General features: G+C 38.8%; 15 protein-coding genes. 11 read left to right on the top strand and 4 right to left on the bottom strand.

From position 1 onward, the window contains the following. Positions 1-106 precede the first annotated feature (106 nt). Together B3E92_RS22310 and B3E92_RS22305 are read left to right on the top strand one after the other, a co-directional pair. Entirely contained in the window at positions 107-394 is a 288-nt protein-coding gene (locus B3E92_RS22310) for a hypothetical protein (protein ID WP_145330279.1), read from the top strand. Then, on the top strand, positions 385-1410 hold the full coding sequence (locus B3E92_RS22305) for a hypothetical protein (RefSeq protein WP_145330277.1): 1026 nt from the start codon (positions 385-387) through the stop codon (positions 1408-1410). The genes B3E92_RS22310 and B3E92_RS22305 overlap by 10 nt, the downstream gene beginning before the upstream one ends. 198 nt (positions 1411-1608) lie before the next feature. Here the strand turns inward: B3E92_RS22305 and B3E92_RS22300 are convergent, their stop codons facing one another. Next, entirely contained in the window at positions 1609-2280 is a 672-nt protein-coding gene (locus B3E92_RS22300) for a hypothetical protein (RefSeq protein WP_145330275.1), read from the bottom strand. A 7-nt stretch (positions 2281-2287) separates the two neighbouring features. Beyond that, complete coding sequence (locus B3E92_RS22295) at positions 2288-2878, bottom strand: hypothetical protein (protein ID WP_145330273.1); 591 nt, start codon at positions 2876-2878, stop codon at positions 2288-2290. A gap of 615 nt (positions 2879-3493) precedes the next feature. On the opposite strand from B3E92_RS22295, the gene B3E92_RS22290 reads away from it, so the two are divergent. From B3E92_RS22290 to B3E92_RS22275, 4 genes are read left to right on the top strand one after another with little or no spacing between them, the layout of a single operon-like run. Beyond that, a complete protein-coding gene (locus B3E92_RS22290) occupies positions 3494-3868 on the top strand; it encodes a hypothetical protein (RefSeq protein ID WP_145330271.1) in 375 nt (124 codons plus the stop codon). A gap of 14 nt (positions 3869-3882) precedes the next feature. Beyond that, entirely contained in the window at positions 3883-5949 is a 2067-nt protein-coding gene (locus B3E92_RS22285; protein ID WP_286898409.1) for a TlpA family protein disulfide reductase, read from the top strand. Beyond that, positions 5942-9139, top strand: coding sequence for a SusC/RagA family TonB-linked outer membrane protein (locus tag B3E92_RS22280; RefSeq protein ID WP_286898408.1), 3198 nt, complete (start codon positions 5942-5944; stop codon positions 9137-9139). Before B3E92_RS22285 ends, B3E92_RS22280 begins: the two co-directional genes overlap by 8 nt. A gap of 19 nt (positions 9140-9158) precedes the next feature. Beyond that, on the top strand, positions 9159-10508 hold the full coding sequence (locus B3E92_RS22275; protein WP_145330265.1) for a RagB/SusD family nutrient uptake outer membrane protein: 1350 nt from the start codon (positions 9159-9161) through the stop codon (positions 10506-10508). 64 nt (positions 10509-10572) lie between these two features. On the opposite strand, the gene B3E92_RS22270 is transcribed toward B3E92_RS22275, so the two are convergent. Continuing rightward, positions 10573-10896, bottom strand: coding sequence for a hypothetical protein (locus B3E92_RS22270; RefSeq protein WP_145330263.1), 324 nt, complete (start codon positions 10894-10896; stop codon positions 10573-10575). Between the two features lie 158 nt (positions 10897-11054). Further along, positions 11055-11621 (bottom strand): MauE/DoxX family redox-associated membrane protein, encoded by a 567-nt coding sequence (locus B3E92_RS22265; protein WP_286767046.1) that lies wholly within the window; start codon positions 11619-11621, stop codon positions 11055-11057. A 291-nt stretch (positions 11622-11912) separates the two neighbouring features. On the opposite strand from B3E92_RS22265, the gene B3E92_RS22260 reads away from it, so the two are divergent. From B3E92_RS22260 to B3E92_RS22240, 5 genes are all read left to right on the top strand, one after another. Then, positions 11913-12479, top strand: coding sequence for an RNA polymerase sigma factor (locus tag B3E92_RS22260; protein ID WP_286767047.1), 567 nt, complete (start codon positions 11913-11915; stop codon positions 12477-12479). A gap of 11 nt (positions 12480-12490) precedes the next feature. Continuing rightward, positions 12491-13747 carry a FecR family protein gene (locus B3E92_RS22255; RefSeq protein ID WP_286898407.1) on the top strand — a complete coding sequence of 419 codons (1257 nt, stop codon included), beginning with the start codon at positions 12491-12493 and terminating at the stop codon, positions 13745-13747. A 465-nt stretch (positions 13748-14212) separates the two neighbouring features. Then, positions 14213-17350 carry a SusC/RagA family TonB-linked outer membrane protein gene (locus tag B3E92_RS22250; RefSeq protein WP_159332775.1) on the top strand — a complete coding sequence of 1046 codons (3138 nt, stop codon included), beginning with the start codon at positions 14213-14215 and terminating at the stop codon, positions 17348-17350. An 11-nt stretch (positions 17351-17361) separates the two neighbouring features. After that, a complete protein-coding gene (locus B3E92_RS22245) occupies positions 17362-18945 on the top strand; it encodes a SusD/RagB family nutrient-binding outer membrane lipoprotein (RefSeq protein WP_159729811.1) in 1584 nt (527 codons plus the stop codon). A gap of 11 nt (positions 18946-18956) precedes the next feature. After that, entirely contained in the window at positions 18957-19889 is a 933-nt protein-coding gene (locus tag B3E92_RS22240; protein ID WP_159332777.1) for a DUF1735 domain-containing protein, read from the top strand. Positions 19890-19918 lie beyond the last annotated feature (29 nt).

Here is a 19918-nt window from a genome sequence, read left to right as displayed (position 1 = left end):
GATTAAAATATTCGGTACGGTTTATCAGTACACACTTTTGTGTAGAATTAACCAATAGGCATATAAAATGTATTTAAAATTAGTATGCTTGCAAACTTATATAAAAATGAAAAGATATTTGATGTTTATTGCACTGCTAGGGCTAGGCTTTAGCGCGTGTAAGAAAGAAGAAGCCGTAAAACCTAAAGAAGAGACTATTGTAATTGATGGCGAAGAATTCGGAAAAGACTTTGTTTACACCACTACCTCGAAAATACTGAATATACCAAAAGACAGTATTCACTACAATTCAAAGACTCACACCTTGAACATAGACTATCTCAATTTTTCCATGAATATGGACAAGTTTGCCACTGATTTAAGAACCGCTAAAGCTGGCAAATTATGGAAATAAGAAGATTTTTTATTGCAATTTTATTTATTTCCTTATGTAATTTAGGATTTGGACAACGAATTAGGTTAGAATCGGCTGGGCTTACAAACGTTTCTTTTAAAGGAAACGTCATATTTTTAAAATATAATGCTCCTACCGCTATGAGATTTTATTTCATGATGTCCAAACCAGCAATTGCCCCTTGGTCTGGCTTACCTGTGAAAGGAGAAGCTAAGTTATTCTACTATAAAGATAATCAGGAGGTTGTTTTGGTAACGGCTCCTTTCACTAATGCTGATTGGCCGTCTGGAGGAACATTTTCACAAATGATTCAGAAAGATTTTACAGTTCCAGCAAATACTGTGACAGTTAGTAATCCAGTTGTGGATGTGCAAGCTAGGTGGAGATATTATAAAGAAGGCTATCCTGACCCTGAGACTACAAATGGATGGACCGAGTGGTATTACGCTAGCACAAGGCCTTTTGCTCTTAATCCAGATGAAATTCCTGCTTCCAGTTTTAGCGGATCAAATTCCACATGTGGAGAAAGTGTTTACACAATTACAAATCCTTATAAAGTAACTCTTGAAAACGCAGCTGGTATTGCTACATTGACATCATTAGGGAATAATCAGTGGAAAGTCATTAGGATTGGAAATGCTGTAGGAACGGTCATCCTTAGATCAACTTATGAGGGAAAAGTATTCAATTATCCTATTGAAGTAAGTTCTGAAATGAAAGGTACAATAGATGGGCCAGTTGGAATCAAGCAAGGATGGAATGATAATTACTTCTATTTTAAACCAGAACCTGGTATGGATTATACAAACGTAAATTGGTCGGTAGATTCACCTCATCTAATTACCACCCAGGTAGATAAATATACTTTTAAAATTTCAGTTCCGACAAATTATCCTTTGATGGACAAAGGAAGAGGAGACGATGTCGAAATCTATATTAGATCGAATGGAGAGTGTGGTGTAATGGAAAAATCTCGTATATTAAGAATATTACCAGCAAGACCTATTAAAAACTAGAATATAAAAGCCTAGACTAAGACTCTAGGTTTTTTTTGTATTTTCCCTAAAACCTATCAGATCTCTTTCGTATGCTAAATTTGAAAATGATAAAGAGCAATGCATCTTAATAAACCCTAGTTTTCTAAAGAACTTCGGTTTAGGGATTTATTTTCTATGGTAACTTTAGATGTTCGATATTTTGAGGAGATATTTTTATTAACTACTTTTCTGGTAAACAAACCGCCCGTTCTCATCTTTCTTACTTGTCAGTTTAGGTGTTCCTTTTGTACCTTTGCATGCCTTTAATGCATTCGCAAGAAACAATGGACGTATTGTGCTACCAAGTTCCTTCTCATAGTCTTTGAGAATTTGTAGCGCATTTTTATTTTCGTTAAAGTATCCTGTGGAAATTTGATGAAATACCCAATCTTTAACAGATTGTTCCGATATTATACTTGGGGATTGAAGTAATACATCTTTTCGTTCAGCAGATAAGTCGCCTAAAAGTTCTGTTCGACCATCTTTGAAGAATTTTTCAGCTTTATAAACAACTGGAGCCGATTCATTCCTTGCTACAGATATTTGAATTGTATAATCTATTTGAGTTATATCTGGAACTATTTGCTCAATGCTACAATCGAAAATCTCACGGAATATATTATTAAATGGCACGGAGTAAATTAAAGTATGGGTGGGATCTTCAGCGTCACGAACATAAAAGTCGCGTTGGCCCATGAGAAAAGATAGCTCGAATTGACTATAACCTCTTTTCTTCCTCAAAAGAAATACATTGAGCATTTTTTCGACCTCTATTCGTGGCATTGTAGTAATGTTAGTTATTTCAAATCTAAGATCAACTTGCATAAAATTGGCCATTTCTTTGACCACAAAGATACTAATCCTTTTTGTGTTTACTGACAAGGATGTATGTATTAAGGTCTCCTTTAAGCACTATTTTGAGTCTTTTACCGTTGCCCTTTACAGCGCGTTCTAATGGACGGGTAAAGTCTTTTGCTTCCCAATTTTGATTTTGGACTTCATTGGCTTTAATCACAATTTCATTTAGGGTCTTTGCTTTTCTGAAAAAAGTTTGGTCTTCCATTAACGCATTTAGGGTAGGCGCTGGACCCGCACCAGGTGGGATAGGAGGAACTTCTTTGAGAACTTTATCATTAGATAAAATTTCTGCGGGATAGAAGTCATATATCCTGTAATCTGTTTTGATGATAGAGCTATCTCCTGAATCCTTAAGTTCTTGTTGCCTCATTTTTGCAATTTGAGAAAAGTATATAGCAATTTCACTCAAAATCTCATCATTGTATTTTGAGTTATGTGCACGACTTTCAATATGTCCAATATATTTCTCTCCTTTCTTTAAAAAGTTTGAAAGCTCTTCTGCAACGATATTTAAATCTAATCTTATACGTCTTACCTGTATAATCAAATAAAGCTCTATAGGAAATAAAAACCAAATATTTGTAGCCATAAATAAAGGAAGTAATAAGATATCCTTATGCTTTATGTCTTAAATAATTTGATTTTTAAATTCTATTTTATTATCTTTGTTTTAGAAAGATATTAGATCAGTCATCTATAGTTTAGGTGTTTAAATCAAGAGTCTTGCGCCTGTAATTTCTCACGCCACAACGCAAGGCAGTAGTTTAAATACCCACGTCTATACTTTTATGCTATATTTGCATGTAAGATAGATGTGGGCGCTACTGTAAATCCGTGTTGTGTAAGGCGTGAGAACTTTATTTCAGGTACGGTTTGTAGCCCCACATTTATCATTAGGAAACCTACCGACAAGACTCGTTACCAATAAACGAGTTATGAACAAAAAACAAAGATCAAAAAACATCATCACTGCCCCCGAGTAGCTCGGCTGGTTTGGCCAAATAAGATTTGGCTTCTCTCGCCATGGAACGCGTAACGCCAATATTATACACCTTTGTGATCCCTCAATCAAACGCGCTCTGGCTCCCAGAATGAATTAATTATTACTAATGTGAACTGAGTAACATCAGGCTCCCAATAAAAAGCTGATTTCGATCGGAAGGGGCATGCTATGTACTTTCGGTTATGATTTATCTACTGAAAAATGAACAGGATTTTAGCGCTACAATTTGCTTTTGATCGTATGATTTATGATGTCCATTGCCTCGATTATGACCCTATAAAGGAGATTGAGACATTCTGGAATCACTATGCGCTGGAGACTGTATCTGCTAATACTTCGGAACTATTAATTGCTTATGTTGATGGTGACGTGAAGAAAAATAGGCTTCTGAAAGATGAGGAAATACAAGAATTTGCAACTGCCTTGTATCGCGTATTGATTGCTTATTGTATCGCCAATCATCACCATATAGACCTGAGTACAGTACAGCTGTCTGCAGAAGCAAAAGAGCGCATCGGAAAAGAGCTAGAGTTGAGCAGAAAGGTCGCTGAGTTTTTCGGTCGGTTATCGAAGTAACCACTAACAAAAAAATGATGAATACCCTAAAATTAATAACCTTTTTAAAGGCCTATATAACCTATATCTTTCAAGTACCTGTCAAGCAGTACTTAAGCACAGATATAGTACTATTTACACATCTGTTGCGCAAGAAAATTAGACAAGGAAAAACGTACTTTAAAGGTACTTCGATCCTGCTAAAAAAGCGCTACACGAGCGACTTTCAAAACCTAATAAAGATGGAGGCTTCTTCGGACTTTTGTCTGCCCAACTTCGCCCCAGCTTCTGCCTTTCATGCTATTGGCATCGAGTTTTCATCGGGATTTCATCGGGCCACACCGATCAAAACCCGATGCCGACCCGATGAAAATCCGATGAAACGTAGAAATTCGGTAGTTATTGGTTATTTAACGGTTGACTATACGTTCGCACAAGAAACACACAAGCTTGACTATAGCGCGACCCTAGGTTCACCCTTGCTAAGCCCTTGTTATACACAAGGACAACTAAACGATTGCACAAGTACCACCCAACAAAAGCAAGCTTTTCAGCAGGTGGGAGAGTCTAGATTGACTTATGGAGTAGAATCTGAACGATCTTTTTTAAGGTTCTTTAAGTCGATCTGTAAGGCTTTGGAGTTTCGAGCCAATACTTTGCTTGGATCAATAGGCTTAGTTGTTCAGCGGGCTTTAAAATGCTTTTTATTCGTTGCATATTATAAGCGTGCGTATCGCATGGTTTTAACATGGATGTTTTTATGTTTTGTTTCTATGTTTAGTTTATCAGCTCAGACGCCCCGCAAGGACAGCGGGGCCGATGGGCTTTCAATCAAATCGCTGGAAGTAGGGAGCATTATTGAAAATCAATTATGGAATATGCCATTGAAGACTATCGATCACACTAAAGTTGAAAAAACAATAACATTGCAGAAGTATCGCGGCAAGAAACTTCTTATTCTGGATTTCTGGACAGTATGGTGTGCACCATGCATTCGTAAACTGAAAGAGTTATCGGCCAGTCAAACACTGATAGATACTAATGCGGTAGTCATACCCGTTACCATAAACGATGCACATGCAGCAGGCCGGATACTACAACAGAATAATATTGGTTTTTCTTCCATCTACGCAGATTCTCTCCTGAGAAAATATTTTCCCCATGTAAGCGTCCCTCATCAGATCTGGATCAAAGATGGTCGGGTAGCCTATATTACAGATGGAAACCTCACTTCCGTTGCCAATATAAATAAATTGGTGCACAACAAACCTGTTCAATTGCTGCCAAAGAATGCGGAAATAAGTCGCGAGGAACTACGTAATCTATCTAAGCCGGATATAGACTCAAATAGAATTGGACAGGTGATATTAAGTAGTGTGTTTGCTAAGTCTTTGCCATACAGTGTTTTTGCAAAATTCGATACAAAATATTCGCTGACTTTATACAATCATTCTGTTTTAGGTCTTTTGCTTTATGCGAATCGTAAAGAAATTCCTTTCGTAGGGATGCGTAATCGGGTCATATGGAACGTAGCAGATTCAACGCGGTATTGGATGGAATTGCCGGTAGAGCTTATCAATACAAAGAAGTATGAAAAGGAAAATGCATTAAGAGCTTGGAAAAGTTCCAATTTATATTGCTATTATCTTAAAAGTAACGAGATGCTGGACGAACAACAGAAGACAGATCTATTAAAATTGGATCTAGCTAAATTGCTTGAACTAAAATTTAATGCCCGATCCTACGTTGCGACAAGCAGGGTAGAAGCTTGGTGTCTCTATATTCGGGATGCAGCTGTCTTCAAAAAATGCTACAGTAAGAGTGGTGCTACAGGAAAAATAAAAGCTGACAAGGGCTATTTTAGTTTGGTCAATAGACCTCTGCAATCTTTGGTTTCCTATCTAGCCGATAATAATTATAAAGATAAATTGCCTGTTACTGATGCTACTGGTTATGCGGGGAATGTCAGCATGGATCTTTACGCTGATACAAAAAACCTCTTCGCAGTTGATGCTGCTTTGCAACGTTACGGCCTGGGGATAAAGAGAGATACAATAGCCTTGCCTATGCTGGTGATAGAAAGGAGGGGCGATCATGATTAATCGTTATTGTATACTTGCTTTCCTCGTTCTAATTACATTTTTTACTGCCAAGGGTCAATCATCTATTAAAGGGAGAGTTGTCGACGAAAAGACGCAGAAAGGTATTGCAGGGGCCACTATCAAGGCCGATCATTCGTTGGTACTGGCAAAAACGGACAGCGAAGGTGCTTTTGTTTTTTCTTTAAAGACATACGATACGGTCTGGATTTCATCGATTGGGTATAAAGCAAAAAAGCTTGCTATTAAGCGTGAACAGAAAAATGTGTTGGTCAGTCTGATGCCCGAATCGGTGATGATAGAGGAGGTGCAGATCAGTACCGGTTATTATTCATTACCAAAGGAGCGTGCTACAGGTAGCTTTGATTTTATCGATAGAAAGACATTGCAGCGGAATACTTCTTCGGCGATACTGGATCGATTGGAAGATATTGCTCCTTCACTTCAGTTCGACAAAAGAAAAATAGGTCAGATGAACAGCGATAATAACCGGACTGCTATGCGCCTTCGTGGTACCAATACAATCTATGCCGATGGTTCTCCTTTGATCATATTGGATAATTTTCCGTATGACGGTGATATCAATGGGCTCAACCCTAACGATATTGAATCAATAACGGTGCTTAAAGATGGGGCTGCGACGTCTATATGGGGTGCAAGGGCTTCAAATGGTGTTATTGTGCTGACTTCAAAAAAAGGAAAGAGAGATCAGCCATTGACAGTCAGCCTAAATGCAGTTAATTCTTTTTCTCCTAGACCGGATTTGACGTATGGTAAGGATTTTATTAATGCCAAGGACTATATTGATTTGGAGAAAGTTTTTTTTGAAAAGGGAATATATGATGCACGGTATAGCGATGCGAGCAAATCTCCATTGTCGCCGGTGGTTACATGGCTATATCAGCATAGGAATAATAAGATTAGCGATACCGATCTGGACCAGCGATTACGTAGTGCCGCACAGATAGATCTGCGCGATGAGGCGAAGCGGTACCTTTATAGGTCTTCCTTTTTGCAGCAATACAATGTAAATATGCGGGGCGGTTCTTCGGATCTCAGTTATTTTTTCTCTGGCGGATGGGATGGACAGCGTCTCCATGATATTGGCAATAGTCAAAAAAGAACCACCTTTTCATCTTCAGTCAGTTATTATCCGATAAGTCAGCTGAAGTTTGATTTTGGATACGGCTTTATTGCAAATAACAATGTGGCTAACACGGTGGATTTTAGAAATTTTGATTACCTCTATCCTTATATGTCGTTGAAGCAGGAGGACGGAAATGCACCTGTTCTAAGGGATTATAACTTAGAATATGTAGCGGAAGCTCCAACTTCAGGATTGCTAGACTGGAACTATAGACCATTGGATGAGCTCAATCTTCAAAGTAAGCGCTCCGGCATGAATGAGAATAGGTGGTCTTTAGCGATCAATTATGGAATTGTCAAAGGAATACGCTTGTCTCTCAATCTGCAGTCATTGATGGCATCGACCAATTATCGCAATCTGGAGAAAAAGGATGCTTATTATGTACGGAATTTGGTTAATCGCTATACACAGGCCGATGGGAGCCGGGTGTTTCCTTATGGAGATATACTCAGTCAGAGCCGGCAGCAACTGACCTCTAAGTCTGGCAGACTGCAGCTTGATGTCGATCGTCAGTTTGGATCTCATCGTGTTGTATTTCTTTCAGGCATGGAGCAGCGTGAAGTGGTCACTAAGCTGGATGATTACACACTGTATGGCTATAATGATGAATTGTTAACATCACAGATGATACTTGATTATACTAAGGTTTATCCACTTCGCCCGCAGTCTTCCGGAAGAATTCCTTTTCCGATGAGTACGCTTAAAGAAAATATTGATCGATACCTGTCTTATTATGCCAATTTGGGCTATGATTGGAAATCTAAATACCTGTTGTCGGGGAGTGTGCGCTGGGATGCTTCCAATCTGTTTGGCGTCAATACCAACCAAAAGGGTATTCCGCTCTGGTCTGTTGGTTTAGCATGGAATATGGGCGACGAAAATTTCTTTAAAAACGATGTTGTTCAGCAACTGAAATGGCGTGTTTCCTATGGCAAGAACGGTAATATTGACCGAAGTATGACTGCCTATCCTACAGTGTCATATAGTGTCAACTCATCGACCAATTTACAGCAGGCCTTGGTCACATCGCCAGGTAATCAAAATCTGCGCTGGGAAAAAGTGGCGACGTTAAATGTGGGAATGGATTTCAGGATCAAAGGAAAATTTAGAGGATCAGTGGATTACTATCGAAAGAAATCGGATGATCTTATCGGTATTGATCTTATCGATCCCACAGTGTATTATGGAGGTTCTCAGGCTAAGTTAAAACGTAATTATGCGAAAATGGAAACTGCTGGAATGGATCTGACTTTGGGCTATGGAGAAATAGGCAGCAGAATTAAATGGTCCAATGAATTTTGGTTATCGAAAACTAGCAACCGGGTGACCGATTATTATGGTGACAACACTATTACTGTAATGGGCTATACAACGGGTATGGATAAGCGTCCAATAAAAGATAAGTCACTGGATGCGCTGTATAGCTTGCCTTGGTTCGGTCTTGATCATACTACCGGCAATCCCTTGGTGATCAATGATGGCGTAAGGAATACCGAGTATACCAAATATATAAATAGTTTATCAATGAATGACCTTGTTAACCATGGCAGCAGTGTGCCCATCTGGACTGGGGCTTGGAGAAATAATTTTAGATGGAAAGACCTAACCCTGAGTTTCAATATCGCTTTTAAATTAGGATACTATTTCAGACGAAATTCAGTGGAATACAGCTTGCTGATGACAAATGGCAAAGGCATGCACGAAGATTATCTCAATCGTTGGAAGCAAGCGGGTGATGAAGCTGTGACAAATGTACCGTCAAATCCTTTTGCAAATATTGCGAACAGAGATATCGTGTATACGCAGTCTGAGATATTGGCAGAAAAAGGAGATCATATACGCCTGCGCGATATCAGACTAGATTATTCGCTGTCTAAATTGCTACATAATCGCTTCAAGATAAAGGATCTATCAATTTATGGGTATTTAAACAATGTCGGAATCTTGTGGCGCAAAAATAAGCTGGGTTTGGACCCCGATTATCCGTCTGCCTCTTATTACCTTTCACCACGTATTTTTTCTCTTGGAATTAAAATGAGCTATTAACCTTAAATGAACAGAGATCATGAAAGCTAGAAATACACTAACATTACTCTTCGTCTTCTTTTCCATCCTTATGCAGGGATGTAAAAAAGAATGGCTGGAGATCCGGTCATCCAAAGGATTGGTCATACCGAGCACCCTTGTAGATGCAGAAGCTATTCTTAATAGAACGTCTATCATGAATGCCAGCAGAGCCTCGCCGCTGGGCGATATTGCCGCAGGAGATTTTGTGGTTCCACCTAGTTATTGGTCGAGTCTGGTTCCATGGCAGGCGAACGCCTACCTCTGGCGAGATGAAGTTTTTATTGATAACGTTGGGCTGGAAAACTGGGGTAACTTTTATCAGCAAATCTATTACGCTAATTTGGCGCTGGACATCCTGTCAAAAAATGATAAAACCACCGATACCAATAAATTTAATAATATTCGCGGCAGGGCACTATTCTTCCGGTCATGGGCTTACTTTCAATTGGCACAAGTATATTGCATGTCTTACAGCGAACAGAATAAAAGTAAGCGGGGTCTGCCATTGAGAGAGGGAACTGATCTCGATGTAAAATTAGACCGTTCAACGCTAGAACAAACTTATATGCTGGTTAAGACGGATTTGGAAGAAGCGGTATCCTTATTAGATAAAAACTCTGAAAACATTTATCAGCCCAATAAGAAGTCGGCACTTATGATGCTAGCAAGAGTTAATCTAATTATGCAAGACTATAAGGAAGCTTTAGTTCATAGTGACGAGGCCATAAAGATTGACGGAACACTTTTGGATTACAACAAATTGAATCTTTCCTTGGCCTACCCATTTAAAGAAAATAATACCGAAGTGATTTTTTATGCTTCCATGAGTTATGCGCAGATTATCTCGGATACTCGTATTGATGTAAACGCAGAACTGTTGAAAACTTATGAAGACAATGACCTTCGCAAGAAAGGTTTTTTTAACCTGAAAAACGGTATTTACAATTTTAAGGGTTCTTATATAGGATCTGGTGTTTACTTTGCAGGACTTGCAAAAGATGAACTTTATCTCATTCGGTCCGAATCATATTTGCGAACGGGTGATGCAGACAAGAGTCTGGCGGACCTCAATCATTTATTGATAAATCGTTACTCGGACTTTCAACCTATAAAGGATTTGCCAAACGCCGAGCTATTGAAGCGGATACTCTTGGAGAGAAGAAAGGAATTGCTTTTGCGCTGTATTGCATGGTCGGATCTGAAACGGCTTAATTTGGATAAAGAAACTGCGCGAACAATTACAAGGAGTGTTGAAGGCAGTACTTATATCTTGGAACCGAATAGTGAACGATATGCAATGCCGATTCCAAAAGCTGTAGTTGACCTGGGTAAGTACGAACAGAATTAATTATTTCTAATCAGCTATCTCCCACATATTACGAGGCGGGAGATAGCTGATTATCCGTTATTGATTAATCTTCGTTACGGAATTTTGCATCATTAAATGGGACAGAACCTCCTTTCAGTTCTGTATCATTGATATGCGTAGCTGGAGGTGTGCCATTTGAGTTGGATTCCAATTGTATTTCACAGACAATTGGAAGTTCTTCCTCGCTACAGTCGCTCGTGGGCGAAGTACTCCCCGTACTGGAGATATTTCCAGACGAATCTACAGGGTACCACATTAAACCAGCTTTATTATAGTTCTCAGCAATCTTGAAGCTGGAGAATCCAATTATTGCAGCTCCGGCTAACATCACCGTTGCATGCTTTTTGATGAAAGATATTGCTTTCATACCGAGGCCTTTTTTATAAGAGCAAAAAAAGTTTACCTCCACAAAAAACTCAATTTTTTTATTAATGACTGAATCTTTGCTTTAACGAGGCGCTTCAGTCTGTTTTATACCTCGGGATCGATTTTTACGGGCTGTCCATCACGTGTCATAATTTATTTCTATACCGGCCAAGCCGGGAATAGTGCAAATTTTCGCGGAAAGCGTATTTGAGAAGTGTGATAAAGACAGAGTGTGACAATACCTAAATGAATGGGCGGTATAAAGGTAAAGCCAATTGATAGGTTCCTTTTCTTGTGCCTTTCCATGGGGCTGGTTGGGCCAGTCAAGTACCATCCCAATATGGATAACGTAAAAAGGACCATATTTACCACCAAGTGCCATTCCCACGACAAACTTTCAAATACGGATGCGCAGCCACACGGTTTCTGCGGATATAGATTGAGTAGTCCCAATGCAATATAGACACTGAAAGAGGATAATAAAGCTATAGATAGCAGTAATCCTATTTTTTTATACCGACCGGCTAAAAGGATTCCGGTAGCGAGCTCAATAGCAGGAAGTGTCAAAGAAAGAGGTTTTGCCCAGCTGCTTGGTAACGGTTGCCGGAGAAGAGCAGCTTGGAATGCGCTGGGTTCCATGAGCTTGTCTATAGCTACATAGATCCAAAAGACCATAAATGCGATTCGGATACTTTCCATTGCGATATGTGCTGTTCTTGCGTTCATTTTTTTTGTTGTTACTGTCTTTTCTAATCTATAAAAGAAGCATAAGAGTATCGGGTTGAATTTTGAATTCAACTATTTGTAAATCAGTATATTGTAAATTATTTTTCTTGGTTTGTTATATGGCTTTTATTATCTTTGTTTTATTAATGATTTAAAATCTAATCTTCTAATTCTTCTATATACTACTAGCAATAAAGGCTAGTTCGTACCTGCTAATACGCTGTAATTTTTATAAGTATCTGATTTTTAAGTTTATAATTTTATCAAAATGATATTAGAGAGGGTAGACGAATGGCAAAAGAAACAAATACGTACGATCGTTACTTTTTTCAATTATTAGACTCACAGCCTAATGCAGCGCTTGAGCAGATTTTTGCGCATTATGGCGGGAGTCTGGAAAAGTATATCCGTCGGTTTATTTATGATAATGACGATCTGGTCAAAGATGTATTAAATGAGACATTAATCGTAATCTGGGAAAAAAGGCAATTGGTCGCGAAGCTAGAAGCACCCGTATATTGGATGCAGCGCGTAGCGAAAAATAAAGCTCTTTATTACATTAGAGATGAGGCAAAATATAATAAGATTTCTCTCGATAATGGCCTGGACATGGCTAGTGGTCAATGCGCAGACGATATATTTGCCTATAACGAACTTGAGATGCTGATCTTGGAGGCTTGTGAGGAATTACCTCCCCAGGATCGGGAGCTCGTCATTAAATCGAAGTTTGAGGGTAGGAGTAACAAGGAATTAATGGCAACCTATGGAATGGCAGAACAGACGGTGAAAAATAAATTGTCTAGGGCACTGAAGGTGATCCGAAAAAAGTTGAAAGATCTTATGGGCTTATTTGTTTAATACAAGGTGAAATGATTTACAACAGAACATATGTAAAGGAACTGATTAGGAAGCGTATGGACGCGAGTATCAGTTTTACAGAATCCGATCAATTAGAAGCAGCGGAGAAAATTTTTAGTGAAGAGGAATTTGATGCAATGATTGCCGAGGTGATCGAAGAAATGTCTACTAATCGGTCAAACGAATTATCCATCGAGTGGCGGCCTGATTTTGAACAGATCCAGGCTGCGGGAGATCGGTTAGCTAAAAAAAAGAAACGGCAATTATGGTGGCGTTGTGCTGCAGCAGCAGTTTTATTTCTTTTGCTACCGGCTGTAATTGTCATGTTAAAACACAGGAATTATATGGCTGAAATCGGTCTGGAATGTGCTAGTATGTCCTCTGGTACGGAAATACCGTTGTCTGAATCTGCAGGTACAATAATGCTTGCTGATTCATCTATCATTCGATTGGATACGAATGCAACCGGAGTATTGCTTGATTTAAACGGTATTTCGCTCGCCAAGACCGCCGAGGGGGTATTGGAATTTGATAAATCATCCAGCGGGCGGGAAATAAATACAAAAGATACGGCTATCGTGATCAGAACAGCTGCTCGTCAGCAATGTGTTATAGAATTCTCTTATGGTATGCGGGTCCGGCTAAATGCCCAATCAACCCTTCGTTATCCGTTGACGCAAGGAGGAGATAGTACACATCTGTTTATCGAGGGCGAGGTGCTTATAGACATACCTAGCCAACTGTTTGGGGGGGTGATGGTAATACAAACTAGCAATGGAAAAATTTCGAGTGATTACGGAAGGTTTGAATTAGCATCTTATGCCCAGTTTACGCGGGCAACGGTATCACATGGAGAGGTGCTTGTCTCTGATCGTAGATCATACAAAAGTAAGGAGCTTCAATGTTTGGATGAAGCTGTGGTTATCAAATCCTATTTACCTAAAGGTGAAAAAGTACAACGGGATAGTCTATTTTATTTAAAGAACGGGGATTTTGAACAAGCTTCGCAATGGGCGAATGCTGTACGTGAATACAAAGATGTCCCACTGAAAGAATTTGTCTGGCAGATGAGCCGCTGGCATGGATTTGCGGTTAAAAACATGAAATGTATACCGAACAAGTTGATAAGTACGACTGTCTGCTATAGGACCAATCGGGAAAAGGTCTATGCCGTAATACGCGACGCTGGGGTGTTGATGTATGAGAAAAAAGGGATGATAAGTTTTTGCCCTGAAGATCATAAGGACAGTCGTACGGCGATGAAATGAAAATTTCCTTATCTATAAGTCTGAAGCGAACAGATGAATAGAGCGTTTGAGATCATTCATTTTAAGGTCGGATTTACCGTCAGTGGAAAATATATTATTATAAATAAATAGAATTTGATGAAAGATAAGTGAATGGATAACATGGTTCGAGGGGAAATACAAATAAATATGTTTGTTTAAACAATGTTACTTTAATTAATATTGCATCAAAAATAATGACCTGTTTATCAGTTGTTTGTGATTTATTATGAAATAAATGTTATCACAAAGTTATGCTTGCATTGCAAAAGTTAAAAAAAGTTATAAATTTGTATTTAACATTTTTTAACAGCTGACATTGTTGACTTAAAAGATGTATGACTAACTAACATCGCATATAATAATTATTGAGAAGTAAAAAATTCGCTAGCCAAGGTGCTGTATTGCCAAGAATTTAAATAAACATACTTAATTAAACATAAACATATGAAACACAAACTACTCAGTTTTTTATTGGGTGGTGCTATCCTAACTTCGGTAGCATTCGCCCAAGAAAAGAAGGTTAGTGGAAGAGTGACAGGTACAAATGGCGAGGGGTTGCCAGGCGTTACTATTGTTATTCAAGGCACTAACCAAGCCACACAAACCGACGCAAACGGTAACTATTCTATTAATGTTCCTACTGGAAAAATTTTAGTCTTTCGCTCTGTAGGCTATTCAGACAAAACAATTACCGTTGCACAAGGTTCAAGTTTATATAACGTACAACTGAATGACAATGCTTCTGTTCTTGATGAAGTCGTTGTAACTGGTGCGGGTCTTCAGGCCAGTCGTCGTTCTATTGGTGTTACCCAAACAACTATTAAAGCAGATGATCTACAAAAGGCAAAACCGACAAACATCGTGACCGGCCTTACTGGAAAAGTTGCGGGTCTAACAGTACAAGGAGTTGGTAGTGGTGTAAATCCCAATTACCGCGTAGTATTGCGGGGAATGCGCTCTTTAACGGGTAATAACCAAGCCTTAATTGTTATTGATAATATCATTTCTCCTTCAGCTATGCTGGGTAATCTAAACCCTGATGATGTGGAAGATATCACCGTACTGAATGGTGCTTCTGCTGCTGCGCTTTATGGATCACAAGCATCAAATGGTGCCTTGATCATAAAAACGAAAAAAGGTGCTGCTTCCCAAGGCCTAGAAGTGACAATCGATAACACAACAACTTTTGAAAATTCGGTTTTTTTACCTAAGATGCAGAAGTTATTCGGGTCTGGTGCGGATAAATATGTTCAGATTTACACACCTTATGAAAACCAACAATATGGACCTAAATTTGACGGTTCAAATGTGTTAATTGGCGATCCGCTCCAAGATGGAAGCACGCAATATACACCATATTCTTATAGCGGTGATAAAGATAAATTCTGGGAAACCGGCGTTACTAATATGACCAACTTGTCTGTTGCATCAAAGCTCGATAAAAGCTCATTCCGTTTTTCTGGTCAGTATTTAAATTCTACAGGTACGGTTCCAGGAGATAAATACACAAGAGCTTCAGCTCGCGTAAATGGGGCTAGAGAATTAAGTGATAAGTTGAATATTTCGTATTCTTCTTACTATGCACAAAATCGATATGATCAGACATCAGCGAATTCTTCCATTTATGATGCAGTTTTGAATCAACCTGGACAAATCCCTTTATTAAGTTATAAAGACTGGAAAAATAATCCGTTTGCTGACCCTAGCGGTTATTACAATGCTTATTATAATAACCCATATTTTGTGGCTGCTAATAATCGTCAGAATATCCGTAATGACTATTTTATGGGGAACATTGACTTAAGTTTCAAACCATTACAATGGTTAGATTTTACAGGCCGTGTTGGTATGACAACTGCCAATCAGTCTTATAAATATACGACGGGTAAATATTCATTTACACCTTATGCAGCAGGGCTTCATGGTTCCTATAAGGCTAATAATATTACGGGTAATGTTACAGATGCATTTAACTATACTACAAATATAGCAACAGACTTTATTTCCCATGCGACACATACCAATGGTGATTTCAAGTTTGATTATACTTTACTCTTCCAATTTTTACAAAATCAATATTCAGGTATGAACGCCTCTGTAAGTGGCTTGGTCATTCCTGATATTTATAATCTTGGGAACTCATTGAACAATCCAAGCGCGGGTCAATCTTCATACCTCGCCCGTACATTTGGTTTATCTGGAAAAGTGGATGTTGCGTACAAAAATTATCTTTACTTGAGTCTGACTGGACGTAATGACTGGGTTTCTATTCTTGATCCAGATCATAGATCGTTCTTTTATCCAGGTGTAGCATTATCTTTTGTAGCGACTGATGCTATTGACGGATTGAAAGATTTTGAACCATTAAATTTCTTGAAGCTGATTGCTAACTGGTCAAAAGTGGGACAAGTTAACGTAGGTAGTACTTCTACATTTGGAGCTTATGCAACTGTTCCAACTTTCAGCCAAGGCTCAGGATATCCATATAATGGCGTCGGCGGTTTTACAATCGGAAATCAGATTGTTCAGCCTGGATTAAAGCCTGAAATGACTCGCTCAATTGAGTTGGGCTTTGAGTCACAATGGTGGAATAATCGGATAACTGCAAATGCAACCTATTTTAACAATAGAACAACAGATAATACCGTTCCAGCTATCATCTCATGGGCAACTGGATACAGCAATTACCTGGTCAATGCAGGTATTACAACTGGTAAGGGGATTGAATCTAAATTGACGGTTACACCGATCAGAACACAGGATTGGGATTTAACGGTAGGCGGTAACTTTACCTATATTGATAATAGAGTAGAGGCAGTAGGAGCAGGTCTAACACAATTGGCTTTGGGAACATATGGAGGAAGTACAGGATCATACGCAATTGCAGGAGAGAAGTTTCCAGTGATCATGGGTTATGGTTATAACAGAGACCCTCAAGGACGGATTATTGTAGATAAAAATACGGGGTATCCAACAAAAACAGAAAGCTTGATCAATATGGGGCCTGCAATGCCTACGCATACACTTGGGTTGAATCTTAGCTTATCTTGGAAAGACCTGACGTTCTATACGAGTGCTGAATACCGCACTGGAAATTATATCTATCATAGAGGAGCAAGCACTTTTGATTTTTCTGGATCAGGAATCAATACTGTCGGTTATGATAGAGAGCGTTTTGTTATCCCTAATTCATCTTATTGGGATGATGCAACACAATCTTATGTCGCTAACACGAATATAACAGTGTATGATGGCGGTTCAGATTATTGGACAATGGGAACCGGAAGAAGGGATATTGATGAAACTTATGTGACTTCGGCAGCTTTCTGGAAGATTCGTGAAATGTCAGTAACCTATAACATTCCTAAAAGTTGGTTAGCTGGACAAAAAGTAATTAAAAGAGCTCGAGTAAGTGCGCAAGGTCGTAACTTATTCTTATGGACTCCAGCAACGAACGTTTACACCGATCCAGAATACTCTGACGGAAATGGTTCTTCAAACGGAAATGCGATTGGTTTAACTGGTTTGAGCCAAACGCCACCATCGAGATACCTTGGATTCTCTGTTAGTTTAACTTTTTAATCTTACTACAAATGAAACGAAATATTAAATATATAATGTTGGGATTGGTAGCTGCACTTTGTACACAAGGTTTACAATCCTGTAATAAAGCGTTAGATATAAATACTAACCCAAATTCACCGACTTATTCTACACCTGAATTGGTGTTACCGCAAGCTATGGTCGCTACAGCTCAGCAAGTTCCAGGTTTTAATACCTATGGAGCACGCTTTGTAGGATACTATGCGACATCTGGTGGGGTCTCGGGTTGGGGAGATATCCTGACATACGATTATGCAACAAGTGCGTTCGGTGGTTTATGGAGCGGGGTTTATAATACACTTACGGATTTGGATTATGTTGTTAAAAATACCTCCGGAAACGCGGGTTATCAGGATTTAAATCAAGCTGCCGTAGTGTTGATGGCCTACAACTATGCTAATTTAGTAGATACCTACAATGACATTCCTTATTCTGAAGCACTGCAAGGAGCAGCATTCTTAACACCGAAATACGATAAAGCAAGTGATATTTATGTCGATTTGGCTAAAAAGCTCGATGGAGCGGTGGCGTATTTTAAGGCAAATGCTTCTTCTGATGTATTTAAAAAATCGGATATCATTTTCAAAGGAGATAATACCTCTTGGGCTAAATTTGCTAATACACTTAAATTAAGGTTGGTATTGCGTGCAGGCAGTAAAGCGGCGTTTGCAAATAAGACGATAGATCCTATTGGTGTAATTACAGATGATGTGATTGTACAACCTGGATTTACTAAAATTGCGGGAAAACAGAATCCAATGTGGAATACCTGGGCATATGGTGCTGATGGTGCTGCTGTAGGTACATGGGGAACGCAATTTATCCCTACACCATTTGTAATGGCTTTTTTTGATGGATCTAAATTAAGTGATGAAGCACGTGCGAACTTGTTTTTTGCCAATGGTATTTCAACAAACGTAAACCAGTTGGGAAATACAAACAATCCGCCAGTGGGAATCTCTCCTTCTGCTTGGGTTATGAAACCAGCCTCAGGAACAATCAGTGCAACAAACTATAGAGGTTATGGTGTTATTAAAGGACCATCTGCAGGTCAACCTTTAATGCTTGGTGCAGAAGGTAATTTTCTTGGTGCAGAAGCTGTCGTTGAAGGATTACTTTCAGGTGATGCGAAAACATTTTTTGAAAACGGAATTAAAGCTTCTTTCACTTATTTAAATAAAAATGAGTCCGATGTTGTATCAAATGGTGCAAATGCGGCTACTTATTTGACAAGTTACGTGTCTGCCAATGCAGGTAAATACCTGGCAGACTGGTCTGCAGCACAAACAAAAGACCAAAAATTAGAGGCTATTGTGACACAGAAATATATAGCAATGAACTTCTTATTTGGGCACGAGGCGTATAATGAATACCGTAGAATTGGTTATCCGAAAATTGCAGGTGGAAATGTGATTGGTAATGGTAAGTTGAACTTTATTTCTACTGAGTCACGCTCGACCGCTCCTGATAAAAATCTTGCTAGGCTACCTTATCCAGCAAGTGAGTTCAGTTATAACGGTGCAAATATCCCGACGGTGAATAAATACACTGATAAATTGTTTTGGGCAAAATAAATTGATTTGAAATGAAAAAGATTATAAATTATATTTCGGTACTGTTGTTACCGTTTATGTTCACAAGTTGTTTGAAGGATGATGCAATCATCGGTCCCGATGCAGGTGGGAATGTTGAAAATATCATCGAGTTTAAAAACTTTGTAGCGCCATCTTCGGGGACATCTAGTAAATATCCGCTGTATATTCAGGCTTTTGATATGGTTCCAACAACGGATTTTGCAATTCCTGTTCAAATAGCAGGGGTGTATAATCCGAAAGCGGATGTTAAAGTTACACTAGAATTGGATAATAGTATAATTACTGCTTATAATGCACAGAATGGATCGAAATATCAACCGTTGCAAACAGCGAATTATACTGTTTCAACTTACGAGATTACAATTCCAAAAGGTCAAAAAATTGGAAACTTAAACATCAAGTTTTTTCCTGAAAAATTCGATTTTAAAGAAAGCTATGCTTTGGGATTAAAAATCAAATCTGTAAGTGAGGGGACAATCTCTGGTAATTTTGGAGCAATAGTCTTAGGTGTTGTACCGAAAAACTTATATGACGGTGTTTACACCGTTGAAAAAGGGCTTGTACAACGTTATACCGGCGGTGCTTTAAATATTGGTGATGCATTGAACGGAAGTTTGGCTGGTAATCCAAAGGTTACGCTTAAATCAATAGATGGAAACACTGTCGAAATTACAAATATGAGATGGGCAGGTGGTACTTCTGGTATTGCTGGTATCGACAACTTGCGGGCGACAATTAACCCTGCTACTAATGAAGTCACTATGTTTGCTTTAGGTGCACCGACATTAAGAAATATTGCGGGGAAGGTCAATAAATATGATCCTGCAACAAAAACATTTACATTAAATTTTGACTGGGCACAAACAACGAATAAGAGAGAAATTCTTGATCTTCAGATCAAATTTGATTCTCCTAGACCATAGTGCTACAAATTTCACATAGAAAAGGTCGT

The sequence above is a fragment of the Sphingobacterium sp. UBA6317 genome (genome assembly GCF_002440385.1).
Lineage (GTDB): Bacteria > Bacteroidota > Bacteroidia > Sphingobacteriales > Sphingobacteriaceae > Sphingobacterium > Sphingobacterium multivorum.
Note: the sequence above shows the minus strand (reverse complement) of the source record. Positions and strands in the feature narration are given on the sequence as shown.

Bases quoted from the DNA above. Each gene is read 5' to 3' on its own strand.
- B3E92_RS22310 (WP_145330279.1), top strand. From the start codon at position 107: ATGAAAAGATATTTGATGTTTATTGCACTGCTAGGGCTAGGCTTTAGC.
- B3E92_RS22305 (WP_145330277.1), top strand. From the start codon at position 385: ATGGAAATAAGAAGATTTTTTATTGCAATTTTATTTATTTCCTTATGT.
- B3E92_RS22295 (WP_145330273.1), bottom strand. From the start codon at position 2,878: ATGGCTACAAATATTTGGTTTTTATTTCCTATAGAGCTTTATTTGATT.
- B3E92_RS22290 (WP_145330271.1), top strand. From the start codon at position 3,494: ATGAACAGGATTTTAGCGCTACAATTTGCTTTTGATCGTATGATTTAT.
- B3E92_RS22285 (WP_286898409.1), top strand. From the start codon at position 3,883: ATGATGAATACCCTAAAATTAATAACCTTTTTAAAGGCCTATATAACC.
- B3E92_RS22280 (WP_286898408.1), top strand. From the start codon at position 5,942: ATGATTAATCGTTATTGTATACTTGCTTTCCTCGTTCTAATTACATTT.
- B3E92_RS22275 (WP_145330265.1), top strand. From the start codon at position 9,159: ATGAAAGCTAGAAATACACTAACATTACTCTTCGTCTTCTTTTCCATC.
- B3E92_RS22270 (WP_145330263.1), bottom strand. From the start codon at position 10,896: ATGAAAGCAATATCTTTCATCAAAAAGCATGCAACGGTGATGTTAGCC.
- B3E92_RS22265 (WP_286767046.1), bottom strand. From the start codon at position 11,621: ATGAACGCAAGAACAGCACATATCGCAATGGAAAGTATCCGAATCGCA.
- B3E92_RS22260 (WP_286767047.1), top strand. From the start codon at position 11,913: ATGGCAAAAGAAACAAATACGTACGATCGTTACTTTTTTCAATTATTA.
- B3E92_RS22255 (WP_286898407.1), top strand. From the start codon at position 12,491: ATGATTTACAACAGAACATATGTAAAGGAACTGATTAGGAAGCGTATG.
- B3E92_RS22250 (WP_159332775.1), top strand. From the start codon at position 14,213: ATGAAACACAAACTACTCAGTTTTTTATTGGGTGGTGCTATCCTAACT.
- B3E92_RS22245 (WP_159729811.1), top strand. From the start codon at position 17,362: ATGAAACGAAATATTAAATATATAATGTTGGGATTGGTAGCTGCACTT.
- B3E92_RS22240 (WP_159332777.1), top strand. From the start codon at position 18,957: ATGAAAAAGATTATAAATTATATTTCGGTACTGTTGTTACCGTTTATG.